General features: G+C 69.3%; 12 protein-coding genes. 10 read left to right on the top strand and 2 right to left on the bottom strand.

Annotated elements, in window-relative coordinates; genetic code table 11:
• Positions 1-2: 2 nt before the first annotated feature.
• The 9 genes from ACQEU1_RS42415 (at position 3) to ACQEU1_RS42375 (ending at position 10474) form a co-directional block, all read left to right on the top strand.
• Entirely contained in the window at positions 3-1007 is a 1005-nt protein-coding gene (locus tag ACQEU1_RS42415) for a Gfo/Idh/MocA family protein (RefSeq protein WP_433215585.1), read from the top strand.
• Entirely contained in the window at positions 1004-1468 is a 465-nt protein-coding gene (locus ACQEU1_RS42410; protein ID WP_433215582.1) for a heme-degrading domain-containing protein, read from the top strand. The genes ACQEU1_RS42415 and ACQEU1_RS42410 overlap by 4 nt, the downstream gene beginning before the upstream one ends.
• 360 nt (positions 1469-1828) lie before the next feature.
• A complete protein-coding gene (locus ACQEU1_RS42405; protein ID WP_433215579.1) occupies positions 1829-3235 on the top strand; it encodes a family 2B encapsulin nanocompartment shell protein in 1407 nt (468 codons plus the stop codon).
• 6 nt (positions 3236-3241) lie between these two features.
• On the top strand, positions 3242-4321 hold the full coding sequence (locus ACQEU1_RS42400) for a terpene synthase family protein (RefSeq protein ID WP_433215576.1): 1080 nt from the start codon (positions 3242-3244) through the stop codon (positions 4319-4321).
• Positions 4314-5327 (top strand): terpene synthase family protein, encoded by a 1014-nt coding sequence (locus tag ACQEU1_RS42395; protein ID WP_433215573.1) that lies wholly within the window; start codon positions 4314-4316, stop codon positions 5325-5327. Before ACQEU1_RS42400 ends, ACQEU1_RS42395 begins: the two co-directional genes overlap by 8 nt.
• Before the next feature lie 36 nt (positions 5328-5363).
• Positions 5364-6764, top strand: a complete 1401-nt coding sequence (locus tag ACQEU1_RS42390; RefSeq protein ID WP_433215570.1) for a family 2B encapsulin nanocompartment shell protein — start codon at positions 5364-5366, stop codon at positions 6762-6764.
• A gap of 14 nt (positions 6765-6778) precedes the next feature.
• Positions 6779-7813, top strand: coding sequence for a family 2 encapsulin nanocompartment cargo protein polyprenyl transferase (locus ACQEU1_RS42385; RefSeq protein ID WP_433215567.1), 1035 nt, complete (start codon positions 6779-6781; stop codon positions 7811-7813).
• A gap of 23 nt (positions 7814-7836) precedes the next feature.
• Positions 7837-8778: a 4-hydroxy-3-methylbut-2-enyl diphosphate reductase gene (gene ispH, locus ACQEU1_RS42380; RefSeq protein ID WP_433215564.1), complete on the top strand. Its 942-nt coding sequence runs from the start codon at positions 7837-7839 to the stop codon at positions 8776-8778.
• On the top strand, positions 8768-10474 hold the full coding sequence (locus tag ACQEU1_RS42375; RefSeq protein WP_433215561.1) for a 1-deoxy-D-xylulose-5-phosphate synthase: 1707 nt from the start codon (positions 8768-8770) through the stop codon (positions 10472-10474). Before ispH ends, ACQEU1_RS42375 begins: the two co-directional genes overlap by 11 nt.
• Here the strand turns inward: ACQEU1_RS42375 and ACQEU1_RS42370 are convergent.
• Together ACQEU1_RS42370 and ACQEU1_RS42365 are read right to left on the bottom strand one after the other, a co-directional pair.
• Complete coding sequence (locus tag ACQEU1_RS42370) at positions 10437-11534, bottom strand: acyltransferase family protein (protein ID WP_433215558.1); 1098 nt, start codon at positions 11532-11534, stop codon at positions 10437-10439. The genes ACQEU1_RS42375 and ACQEU1_RS42370 overlap by 38 nt on opposite strands.
• A 54-nt stretch (positions 11535-11588) precedes the next feature.
• Positions 11589-12188 (bottom strand): TetR/AcrR family transcriptional regulator, encoded by a 600-nt coding sequence (locus ACQEU1_RS42365; protein ID WP_433215555.1) that lies wholly within the window; start codon positions 12186-12188, stop codon positions 11589-11591.
• 88 nt (positions 12189-12276) lie between these two features.
• Between ACQEU1_RS42365 and ACQEU1_RS42360 the strand changes: the two genes are divergently transcribed.
• Positions 12277-13137: an alpha/beta fold hydrolase gene (locus tag ACQEU1_RS42360; RefSeq protein WP_433215552.1), complete on the top strand. Its 861-nt coding sequence runs from the start codon at positions 12277-12279 to the stop codon at positions 13135-13137.
• The last annotated feature ends 13 nt before the right edge of the window (positions 13138-13150 follow it).

Raw genomic sequence — 13150 nt, 5'->3', positions numbered from 1 at the left:
GCATGACAAGGGTCGGACTTCTGGGCTACGGCATCGCGGGGCGGGTCTTCCACGCGCCGCTCATCACCTCGACCGAGGGCATGGACCTCGTCGCGATCGTCACGGCGAACCCGGAGCGGCAGGCGCAGGCCCGCGCGGCGCACCCGGACGCGAAGATCGTCACCGCCGACGAGCTGTTCGACCTGGACCTCGACCTGATCGTCGTGGCCACGCCGAACAAGACCCACGTCAGGTACGCGCTGAAGGCGATCGCCCGCGGTGTCGCGGTCGTGGTGGACAAGCCGTTCGCGCCGTCGTCCGCCGAGGCGGAGGACCTCCTGGCCACGGCGCGGGCCGCGAACGTCCCCCTCACGGTGTTCCAGAACCGCCGCTGGGACAGCGACTTCCTGACCCTGCGCGAGATCGTCGGCCGGTTGGGCGAGGTGCGGCGCTTCGAGTCGCGGTTCGAGCGCTGGGTGCCGGAGATCTGGGACAACTGGCGCGAGTTCGGTGATCCCGCGGAGGCCGGCGGCCTGCTCTACGACCTCGGCGCGCACCTCGTCGACCAGGCGTTGCACCTGTTCGGTCCGGTCAAGACGGTCTACGCGGAACTGGACAAGCGGCGGCCTGGAGCGCAGGTCGACGACGACGTGTTCGTGGCGTTGACGCACGAGAACGGCGTGCGCTCCCACCTGTGGGCGAGCGCGCACGCGGCGAACTACGGGCCGCGGTTCCGGGTGCTCGGCAGCGAGGGCGCGTTCGAGATCGACGGCCTCGACGAGCAGGAGGACGCGCTCGCCGCCGGACGGCGACCAGGCCAGGACTGGGGTCGCGAGACCCGCACCGGACGGCTCGGCGTGCTCGACGAGACGACCGAGATCACCGTCGAACCCGGTGCGTACCAGCGGTTCTACGCCGAGATCCAGGCCGGGCGCGTCCCGGTCGACCCCGCCGGCGCCGTCGCCGCGCTCAAGGTCATCGAGGCCGCTTTCCTGTCCGCACGCGAGAACGAGGTGGTCGAGCTGTGAACTCCGAGGAACTCCTCGCCCAGGAGCGCAGGCTCCAGTTCGACCGGTTCGGCAACGACGTCGCGATCGAGCTCGGCCTGCACCTGCTCGACGCCGCCCGCGAGCAGGGCCTGCCGATCGCGATCTCGGTGCAGCGCAACGGGCACCGGCTCTTCCACGCCGCACTGCCCGGCACCGCGCCGAACAACGACAGGTGGCTCGACCGCAAGGCGCGCGTTGTCGAGCTGTTCGGCCACAGTTCGTTCTACGTTGGGGAGACGTTCCGCGAGAAGGGCACGACGTTCGAGGCGGAGTCGCGGCTCGACCCGGATCTCTACGCCGCGCACGGCGGTGTGTTCCCCGTCATCCTGCGCGGGACGGGTCCCGTCGGCACCGTCGGAGTGTCCGGACTCCCCCAGGCGGAGGACCACGCGTTCGTCGTCGCCGAGCTGGAATCGTTCCTGAACTCGCGCGACGCGTAATAACTCGAATAGTCGTTGGTACAAATATCTCCCACCACTTCGAGTGGATTTCACTCCACTCGAAGTGGTGTTCTCATAGCATTCGGATCACCCTCGCCAATGCGCACGAAAGAGTGATCTTACTGGGCCAAACGAGTGCCCGATTCCATCGATCAAAGAATAAGAGCCAGTCACCCGCCTGCCGATACAACTGCCGTTGCGTGAGGCAGTAGTTGTACGCTCCGTAGAACCAGCAGGCCTAAACCACCCACCCGAATGTCGCCTTTTTGGCCCCTTCACAGTTCTCAACAGCGCGAACTAACGTCCGTTCCGGCTTATCGGATTGGTCCATTAGCGCATTGAGATAGGTGGGTACCGGTTGTGACTGTGACGGATTCTGACCTCAATGAGGGCCGTCAGCAGCTGAGTTTGGGCACGGCCGCCGCACGAAATCTGGCCACTACCACCAAGTCCGTCCCGCAGATGCAGGGAATCACTTCCCGCTGGCTGCTCAAGGTGCTGCCCTGGGTGCAGGCCGCCGGTGGTGCTTACCGCGTCAACCGCCGTCTCACCTACACGCTGGGCGATGGCCGCGTCTCGTTCACCAACATCGGCGCGGAGATCCGCGTCGTGCCGCAGGAGCTCACCGAGCTGGCCCTGCTCAAGGGTTTCGAGGACGACGAGGTGCTCGCCGCGCTGGCCGGCCGCTTCACGCAGCGGGAGTTCGGCATCGGCGACGTCATCGTCGAGAAGGGCCGCCCGAAGGACACCGTCGTGCTGATCGCGCACGGCAAGGTCGACAAGATCGGCACCGGTGAGTACGGCGGCGACACCGTGCTCGGCAACCTCGCCGACGGCCAGTACTTCGGCGAGACCGTCCTCGCGGGACCGCAGGGCGAGTGGGAGTACACGGCGAAGGCCGTCACCCCGGTCACCGTGCTGACGCTGTCGTGGGACGACTTCCAGGCGCTCAACGGGGAAGCGGGCGGCCTGCGAGCGCACATCCAGCAGACGTTCAACAGCCGCAACAAGCCGCAGGACGAGCACGGCGAGGCCGAGATCGGCATGGCGTCCGGTCACGACGGCGAGCCCGTGCTGCCCGGCACGTTCGTGGACTACGAGCTGTCGCCGCGCGAGTACGAGCTGAGCGTCGCGCAGACCGTGCTGCAGGTGCACAGCCGGGTCGCCGATCTCTACAACCACCCGATGGACCAGATCGAGCAGCAGTTGCGGCTCACGATCGAGGCCCTGCGCGAACGCCAGGAGCACGAGATCGTCAACAACCGCTCGTTCGGCCTGCTGCACAACGCGGACCTCAAGCAGCGCATCCACACCCGGTCCGGCCCGCCGACCCCGGACGACTTCGACGAGCTGCTGTCGATCGTGTGGAAGGACCCCGGGTACTTCCTCGCGCACCCGCGCACGATCGCCGCGTTCGGCCGTGAGCTCAACAAGCGCGGCCTGTACCCGCAGCACATCGACTTCAACGGCCAGCAGGTGCCGGCGTGGCGTGGCATCCCCGTGCTGCCGTGCAACAAGATCCCGGTCTCCGACACCCGCACGTCGTCGGTGATGCTGATCCGCACCGGCGAGCAGAACCAGGGCGTCATCGGCCTGCACCAGACCGGCATCCCGGACGAGTACCAGCCGGGCCTGTCGGTGCGGTTCATGGGCATCAACGACCAGGCGATCATCAACTACCTGGTCAGCGCCTACTACTCGGCCGCCATCATGGTGCCGGACGCGATCGGCGTGCTGGAGCACGTCGAGCTGGGTCGCGAGGGCTGATCAGCGTTGGCGTCCTTCACCATGCCGGAGTTCTACGTGCCGCACCCGGCGCGGATGAACCCGAACCTCGAACGGGCCCGCGTGCACTCCACGCAGTGGGCGCGGGACATGGGGATGCTCGACACCGGGGTGTGGACCGAGGAGGTCCTCGCGGGCGACGACTACGGGTTCATGTGCGCGTGGACCCACCCGGACGCGCCCGCGGAGATCCTCGACCTCATCACGGACTGGTACGTCTGGGTCTTCTACTTCGACGACGAGTTCTTCGCGGAGTTCAAGCAGAGCACGGACGTGGCGGGTGCGAAGGCGTATCTCGACCGGCTGCCCGCGTTCATGCCGCCCAACGGCACGGACCCGTGGCCGGAGCCGCAGAACCCGACCGAACGCGGCCTCGTCGACCTGTGGCAGCGGACGATCCCGCTGATGTCGCAGGACTGGCGGCGCCGGTTCACCACGAGCACCCACAACCTGCTCCTCGAGTGCATGTGGGAGATCCGCAACATCGAGAGCGGCACGGTCGCCAACCCGATCGAGTACATCGAGATGCGCCGCAAGGTCGGCGGCGCGCCGTGGTCGGCGAACCTGGTGGAGGTCTCCGAGGCAGCCGAGGTGCCCGCGTCCGTCGCGGGCACCCGGCCGCTGCGGGTCCTGTCCGACACGTTCTCCGACGCGATCCACCTGCGCAACGACATCTTCTCGTACGAACGGGAGGTCGAGCGCGAGGGCGAGAACTCCAACGGGGTGCTCGTGTTCGAGAAGTTCTTCGGCCACGACACGCAGACCGCCGTCGAGGCCGTGAACGCCCTGCTGACCTCGCGGCTGCACCAGTTCGAGAACACCGTGTTCACCGAGCTGCCGCTGCTGTTCGTGGAGAACGCGCTGCTGCCGGACGAGCAGGCCCGCGTGCTCAAGTACGTGAAGGGCCTGCAGGACTGGCAGTCGGGCGGCCACGAGTGGCACCTGCACGCCGGCCGGTACACCAAAGTGGACGGTGGAGGCGGGAACTCCGCGTTCTTCCGCACGATCCTGCGCGGGCCGACCGGCCTGGGCACGTCCGCGGCGTGGCTGGGGGTCGCACGTGGTTGAGATCCCGTCGTTCGACATGCCGTTCTCCGCCAGGCTCTCGCCGCACGTCGACAAGGTGCGCCAGCACAGCAAGCTGTGGGCGCGGGACATGGGCATGCTCGACGGCACGCTGTGGACCGAGGCCTACTACGACCAGGCCGACTTCGGTTCGTTCACTCCCCTGGCCCACCCGACGCTCGGCCTGGACGCGCTCGTCCAGATCAGCGACATGCACGTGTGGGCCTGGTACGTGGCGGACATCTTCTACGACGGCTACTTCCGCGCCAGGGACCTCGCAGGTGCCAAGGCGTTCGTCACGAGGATGCGGTCCATCATGGACAGTCCGTCCCAGCCCACGTGGACCGTGGCCGAACGGGGCCTGGCCGACCTGCTCACCCGCGCGCCGCTCGACCAGCGCGACCGGGCGTCGCTCGACGAGTACTTCGACGCGATGCTGTGGGAGGTGCACGCCAACGCGGTGGGCCGGGTGCCGGACCCGGTCGACTTCGTGGAGATGCGGCGGCGGACCATCGCCGCCGACATGTCCGCGCGGCTCGCCGCCGGGCCGTTGATCGACCAGCTGCCACCGGAGCTGATGGCCAACTCCACCATGCAGGCGCTCGTGGACGCGTTCGCCGACATCACCAGCCTCAAGGCCGACGTCGTGGGCTACGAACGGTTCGGCCCGGACACCGGGCTCGTCACCAACGCGGTGCACGTCGTGCGGAACTTCTTCGACTGCGAGCTCCAGCAGGCGGTGAACATGGTCGCGGACCTGGTCAACGCCCGCATGAAGCAGTTCGCGACGTCGGCGGCGGACGACCTGCCGTACCTCGCCGACCAGTACCGGCTCGACTCGGCGCAACGCATCGCGTTGAAGGCGTACGTCGAGGCGCTGAAGGCATGGCTCGCGGGCGAGCTCATGTGGACGCAACGCACGGGCCGCTACGAGCCCTACCCGACGCCGTCCGTGGCGTCGTTCCACCGCCCCACTGGATTGGGAACTGCCGCAGTTCTCGTCCGCTAGTTCCACAACCGCACCAACAGATTGGCAGGATTTCCCGTGACTGTTACCGATCCGGGCCTTGGGGTCGAGGACAAGCAGCTGAGCCTTTCCAGGGCGGCCGCGCGCAACCTCGCGACGACCACCAAGTCCGCACCGCAGATGCAGGGGATCTCGCCCCGGTGGCTGCTGCGCATGCTGCCCTGGGTCGAGGCGAAGGGTGGTGCCTACCGCGTCAACCGCCGGCTCACCTTCGCGATCGGCGACGGCCGGGTCACGTTCACCGCCGTGGGTTCCGAGGTGCGGATCGTGCCGCAGGAGCTGGCGGAGTTCGTGCTGCTGCGCGGGTTCGAGGACGAGGCGGCGCTCACCGCCGTCGCGAACCGCTTCGAGCAGCGCGAGTACCAGCCGGGCGAGGTGATCGCGCAGCGCGGCCAGTCCGTCGACGAGATCATCGTGATCGCGCACGGCAAGGTCACCAAGACCGGGCGCGGCGAGTACGGCGACGACGTGGCGCTCGGCACCATCGCGGACGGCGAGTACATCGGTGACGAGCCGGTGCTCGCGGGCGTCGAGAAGGACTGGAGCTTCACCGCCCGCGCGTTGACGCCGACGACGGCCGTGGTGCTGTCGCGGGCCGCGTTCGCGCAGCTCAACGGGCAGATCGAGCCGTTGCGCGAGCACATCGCGCAGCAGCTCGCGAACCCGACGAACGCCTCCAACAAGCACGGCGAGGCCGAGATCGACATCTCGTCCGGCCACGACGGCGAACCGACGCTGCCCGGCACGTTCGTCGACTACGAGCTGCGCCCGCGCGAGTACGAACTGAGCGTGGCGCAGACGATCCTGCGCGTCCACACCCGCGTCGCGGACCTCTACAGCCAGCCGATGGACCAGGTCGAGCACCAGTTGCGGCTGACCATCGAGGCGCTGCGCGAGCGCCAGGAGTTCGAGCTCGTCAACAACAAGGAGTTCGGTCTCCTCGCGAACGCCGACCTCAAGCAGCGGGTCAGCACCAACTCCGGACCGGTGACGCCGGACGACATGGACGAGCTGATCTCGCGGCGCCGCAACACGAAGCTGATCCTGGCGCACCCCAAGGCGATCGCGGCGTTCGGCCGTCAGCTCAACAACCGCGGCCTGTACGTGCCGACGGTCGAGGTCGAGGGCAAGGCGCTGCAGTCGTGGCGCGGCATCCCGATCGCGCCGTGCGACAAGATCCCGGTCAACAAGAACGGCACCACGTCGATCATCGCGATGCGGCTCGGCGAGGAGAAGCAGGGCGTCGTCGGCCTGCGCCAGACCGGCATCCCGGACGAGTACGAGCCCGGCCTCAACGTGCGGTTCATGGGCATCGACGAGCACGCGATGCTCAAGTACCTGGTGTCGACGTACTACTCGGCCGCGGTGCTGGTGCCGGACGCCCTGGGCGTGCTGGAGAACGTGGAGATCGGTCTCTAGCCATGACAGCGGAGATGACCGAAGCGTTGGCCGCCGGGCGTCCGTCCGGCGAGGTCCTCGCGTGGAGCCGCAGCCTCGTGCTGCCGGCTCTGCGCAAGGCCGTCGACCAGCTGCCGCCGTCGTTGCGGGGCGTCGCGGAGTACCACCACGGGTGGCGCGACGAGTACGGCAACCCGGTGCTGGAGAACGGCGGCAAGGCGATCCGTCCCGCGTTGGTGCTGCTGGCGGCCGAGGCCGTCGGCGGCACCGCGTCGTCCGCGGTGCCGGCGGCGGTCGCGGTGGAGCTGATCCACAACTTCTCGTTGCTGCACGACGACGTGATGGACCGCGACACGACGCGGCGGCACCGGCCCACGGCGTGGACGGTGTTCGGCGTGAACGCGGCGATCCTGGCCGGTGACGCGTTGCAAGCGCTGGCCGTGGACGTCCTGGCGGCGTCGGGGCATCCGCGGTCGATGGAGGCGATCAGGACGCTCGGGGACGCCACCGTGGCGTTGCTCGACGGGCAGGCGTACGACCTGGACTTCGAGACGCGCAACGACGTGTCGGTGGCCGAGGTCGAACGGATGGCGCGCGGCAAGACGGGCGCTCTGCTCGGTGCCTCGACGGCGTTGGGCGCGCTGTACGGCGGCGGGTCCGACGAGCAGGTCGAGGCGATGCGCGGGTTCGGCGCCGAGCTCGGGCTCGCGTTCCAGCACGTGGACGACCTGCTCGGCATCTGGGGCGACCCGGAGGTGACGGGCAAGGCCGTGCACTCGGATCTGGTGAACCGCAAGAAGTCCCTGCCGGTCGTGCGCGCGCTGACCGCCGGTGTGCCCGCCGCCGAGGAGCTCGGGGTGCTGTACCTCGGGTCGCAGGAGATGAACGCGGAAACGCTGGCGCGGGCGGCTCATCTGGTCGATCTGGCCGGTGGGCGCGCGTGGAGCCAGACGCAGGCGGACGAGCTGCACACGCGGGCGCTGCTGCACCTCGGCGAGGCTTCGCCGACCGCGCGGGCGGCCGTGGAGCTCGGCACGCTCGCCCAGCTCGTGACACACCGGGACCACTGAAACCCTGCTCGGGAAGGCGTTAGATGACGGAACACCCGCCGCGTTCGGTGCTGCTCGCGTCACCCCGGTCGTTCTGCGCCGGGGTGGAGCGCGCCATCGAGATCGTGGAACGACTGCTCGACCAACGCGGCGGCCCCATCTACGTGCGCAAGCAGATCGTGCACAACGTTCACGTCGTGCGTTCGCTGGAGGCTCGTGGCGCCGTGTTCGTGGAGGAGCTGTCCGAGGTGCCTTTCGGTGCCACGGCGGTCTTTTCCGCGCACGGCGTATCTCCTGCCGTGCGCGCGGAGGCCCGTCTGCGGGACTTGGACGTGCTGGACGCGACCTGTCCGTTGGTGACGAAGGTGCACTCCGAGGCTCGGCGGTTCGCCGAGCGCGGCGACACCATCGTGCTGATCGGGCATGCCGGGCACGAGGAGGTCGAAGGCACGCTCGGCGAGGCGCCGGACCAGATGGTGCTGGTGGAAACGGTCGAGGACGTACTCGCGCTGGACATCACCGGGCCGGTCTCGTACCTGACGCAGACGACGTTGGCGGTGGACGAGACGCTGGAGGTCATCGCGGCACTGGAGCGGAAGTTCCCGCAGCTGCGCGGGCCTGGTTCGGACGACATCTGCTACGCCACCACGAACCGGCAGATCGCGATCCGCGAGGTGGCGGAGCAGTCGGACCTGGTGCTGGTGGTGGGGTCGAAGAACTCGTCCAACTCGGTGCGGATGGTCGAGCTGGCCGCCCGCGGTGGCACACCCGCGTACCTGATCGACGACGCCTCGGAGATCGACCCGGCGTGGCTCGCCGGGGTGTCCTCGGTCGGGTTGTCGGCCGGTGCGTCGGCGCCGCCCGAGCTGGTGGACGAGGTCGTGGCGGCGTTGGAGGCCCTGGGGTCCGTGACGGTGTCCACACACACGACAGCGACGGAGACGATCGCGTTCACGCTGCCGTTGGCGGTGCGCCGTGCTGGCTGACATCTCCTCCCCTGCGGACGTGCGCGCGCTGTCGTCGTCCGAGCTTTCTTCGCTGGCTGCGGAGATCCGGTCGTTCCTGATCTCCAAGGTGCACCGGACCGGCGGGCATCTCGGGCCGAACCTGGGTGCCGTCGAGCTGACGATCGCGGTGCACCGGGTCTTCACGTCGCCGGTGGACGTGGTGCTGTTCGACACCGGTCACCAGTCGTACGTGCACAAGATGCTGACGGGCCGGTGCGCGGAGTTCGACTCGTTGCGGCAGGCCGGTGGGCTGTCGGGGTATCCGTCGGCGGCCGAGTCCGCGCACGACGTCATCGAGAACTCGCACGCGTCGACCGCACTGTCCTATGCGGACGGTCTGGCCAAGGCGTTCGAGCTGGCGTCCGCCGAACGCCGGGTCGTCGCGATCGTCGGGGACGGCGCCCTGACCGGGGGCATGTGCTGGGAGGCGTTGAACAACATCGGCGGCTCCTCGCGTCCGGTGGTGGTGCTGCTGAACGACAACGGCCGGTCGTACGACCCGACGGCCGGCGGCCTCGCGGCGTCGTTGCTGGCGGGGTCGGCGCGGGCGTTGTTCGAGTCGCTGGGCCTGGCGTACATCGGCGAGGTCGACGGCCACGACGTGCACGCCGTCGAGAACGCTTTGTGGGAGGCCAAGACCCTCGGCCGGCCGGTGGTCGTGCACTGCAGGACCGTGAAGGGCAAGGGGTATCCGGCCGCCGAGTCCGACGAGGCCGACCGCATGCACGCGGTGGGTGCGTCGGGGGCGGCGTCGAGCCGGACGTGGACCGACGCGTTCGCCGACGAGATCGTGGCGATCGGGTCCGACCGCCCGGACGTGGTGTGCGTGACCGCCGCGATGCTCGAACCCGTGGGCCTGCGCCCGTTCTCCGAGGCCTTTCCGTCGCGGATCTTCGACGTGGGCATCGCCGAGCAGCACGCCGTGACGTCCGCCGCGGGCATGGCGATGGGTGGCCTGCACCCGGTGGTGGCGATCTACGCCACCTTCCTGTCGCGGGCCTTCGACCAGCTCCTGATGGACGTCGCGCTGCACCGCCTGCCCGTGACGTTCGTGCTGGACCGGGCCGGCGTGACGGGCGCGGACGGCGCGTCGCACCACGGCATGTGGGACGCGTCGATCCTCCCGGTGGTCCCGGGCCTGCGCCTCGCCGCCCCGCGTGACCCGTCCTCGCTGGCCACGCTGCTGCGCGAGGCCGTCGAGGTCTCGGACGGTCCCACGGTCGTCCGCTACCCCAAGGCGGCGCTGGGCCCCGACGTCCCCGCGATGCGCCACGTGGGCCACTTCGACGTCCTGCGCGAGGTCCCGGACGCCGAGGTGCTGCTGATCTCGGTGGGCCCGCTCGCGGGACCGTGCCTGGCGGCGGCGGAGGAGCTCGCCTCGCACGACGTCCGCGTGGACGTCGTGGACCCGCGCTGGATCGCGCCCCTCGACCCGCACCTGGTGAAGTTCAGCGGCCGGCACCGCCTGGTGCTGGCGGTGGAGGACACCACGTCGACAGGTGCGCTCGGGGCCCGGCTCGGTCAGGCGCTGGCCGGGACGTCCACGTGCGTGGCGACTTTCGCGCTGCCGCCCCGTTTCCTGCCGCACGACTCCAGGGCACGCATCCTGCGCGCCCACGGCCTGGACTCCGCCGGCATCACGACGAGCGTGCTGAAGCGCCTCGGCGTGAAGTGACCACCCAGCCGATGGCGAACGACAACGCGATGGCACCGGCCCCCACCAACGGGGCCTTGACCTCGGCGGGTGCCGGGAGCGCCCTCAGCCCCGTGGCCAGTGCCAGCAAGATGGGCCCCTGCACGACGAACGCAACGTAAGCGGACCGCGCCAGCCCCTCGACGAAGGGTCCCTGGCGCGTCAACCGCCGCTGCGCCAGCCCGATCAGCCACAGACTCCCGGCCACCACCAGGATTCCTTCGACCAGCGCGAGCACGACGGCCTGCCACCGCCACCCGCCGAGGAACGGCTCGGCGTTCTTCGCGAGGTCCAGCACCCCGAGCAACGCCGCCGCGACCGGCAGCAGCGCGATGGTGCCGATGACGACGTTGCGCGTCATGCGGTAGATCTCGTCCGGCACGCGTTCCGCGAGCTTGCGCCCGCCGATGGCGCCGAGCAGCAACATCCCCAGGCACTGCGGCCACCACCACAGGTGCAGGTCGCCGACCTGCCCGCTGCGGGCCGGGAACACCAGCCGCGTCAGGAAGGTCGTGCCGGCCACGAGGGCCGTCATGCCGAGGACGGTCCGCGTGGTGATGGTGCGTTGCCTGATGGGCGGCGCCAGCGCGATGCCGACGCTGAAGATCAGCAGCACGCCCACGAACCACAGCGAACCGCTGTCCAGGAACGGTTCGCGTCCCGTGAACGCCTGCCACCACGTCACGTCGCGCCCGGCGCCGTTGTAGGCGAGCCACACGAACGTCGGCCACACCACCAGCGCGCTGACCACCCACGGCGTTCCCAGCCGCACCAGCCGTTCGGCGATGAACCGCTGCCGCCCTTTGCGTTCGATCGAGCCGGGCGTGAAGATCCCGGCCATGAAGTAGAACGTGCCCATGAAGAACAACCCGGACGGCCCGATCACCGCCGCCAGCACCGTCTCGACGCCGGGGTGGAACGTGACCTCGTTGACCTCGTCGTAGGGCCAGCCGCCGATCGCGGAGTAGCCGAGCAGCGCGTGACCGCCGATGACCCACGCCACCAGGATCACCTTCAGGTTGTCCACTGCGGACAATCTCATGGTTTTCATGGTCCGCTTCCCGTGGCGATCACGCCAGCGGCCAAGAGGAGTTCGTCAGCCGGTGAACAGCCGGTCGAGCCGGTAGTCGACGATCTCCGCGGCCCTGGTCGCGTCGTAGGCGTCGACGAGCATCGCGCTGAGCAGGCCGGCGGTCATGATCGCCAGCGCGTCCGCCTCCAACTGGAGGTCGAGTCCCGGTGAGATCCGGCCGCGTTCGCGCGCATGTCCGAGCTGGTCGGCGATCAGGCGCACGAGGTGCGGGTACATGGCCTGCTGGTCCGGCGCCTGGCTGCCGCGCGTGACGTCCACGGCGAAGTAGGCGATCTGCACCGCGCACAGCATGCGGGTGCGTTCGTCCGTGGGCAGGACACCGAGCACGCACGCGCGGATGACGGCACGTTCGTCGCCTGTCTCGGCTGCCTCCGCGATGCCCTTCCCGGCACGTTCGGCGCCCAGCTCGGTGATCCGCCGCCAGGCGTGGCGCAGCATCTCCTCCTTGGTCGGGAAGTAGTACTGGATCTGGAACATCGACACGCCCGCCTCCGCCGCGACCGCGCGCAACGTCACCGCCTGCAGGCCTTTCGCCGATGCGATCCGGAAGAGCGCCTCCGCGAGGTCACGCCGCTTCTCGTCGTGGTCAACGCGTTTGGGCATGTGATCACTCTGGCACAGCGGCGGGTGTCGACGGCATCACGCGCCGCTGTTACATTGCATCTGCATTGGAAAACCACCTGGGGGTGTGATGGTCGGGAAGTTCGTGAAGCAGAAGGCAGCGGACCGCTACTTCGCCACGTACGAGGCGATCCGGCGGAAGTGGCCGGTGCCGTCGGAGGAGTTGGACGTGGAGACGCGGTTCGGTGCGACCCGCGTCCGGCGCAGCGGTACCGGCCCGCCGATCGTGCTGCTGCACGGCGCCATGGGCACGTCGCTGTCCTGGTACCCCTGGGCCGCCGAGCTGGCGGCGCGGCACACCCTGTACGCCGTCGACACGATCGGCGAACCGGGGCGCTCGGTCCAGACCCGGCCCCTCGAGAACACCGACGACGAGGCGGACTGGCTCGCCGACGTCCTCGCGGGCCTCGGCCACGAGAGGGTTCACCTGGTCGGGATGTCGCGCGGCGCCTGCCTGGCGCTCAACCTCGCCACCCGGCGTCCTGCCGGGGTCGCGGGCGTCCTCGCCTTCGAGCCGGGCGGGTTCGGGATCGCCTTCCGGAAGTTCGTCCTCTGGAGCATCGGCGAACTGGCCCGCTGGTGGCTGCCCGCCGCGATCCTGCGCCGGATGAGCGCCGGCGATCCCTCCGTGCGCCACACGATGCGCCCGTTGGTGTTCCGCGGCATGAAGTTCAAGATCCAGATGGCTCCGCAGCACGTGTTCACCGACGACGAGCTGCGGTCGATCGACGTGCCGACCTCCTTCGTCCTGGGCGAGCGCTCGCTGATCAACGCACGGGAGCTCGCCGCGCGCGTCGAGTCGCTCGTCCCGCGCGTGCGCACCGAGATCGTGCCCAGGGCGACCCACGCGCTGAACCTGGAGGAACCCGAGCTGACCACCGCGCGGATCCTCGCGTTCGCCGGGGAGGACCACGCCGGCCTGCCGGAGTGAGCTCGCGCTGAGG

This window comes from Lentzea sp. CA-135723, from assembly GCF_050936595.1.
Taxonomy (GTDB): Bacteria; Actinomycetota; Actinomycetes; order Mycobacteriales; family Pseudonocardiaceae; genus Lentzea.
This window is presented reverse-complemented; position numbering and strand designations above follow the sequence as displayed.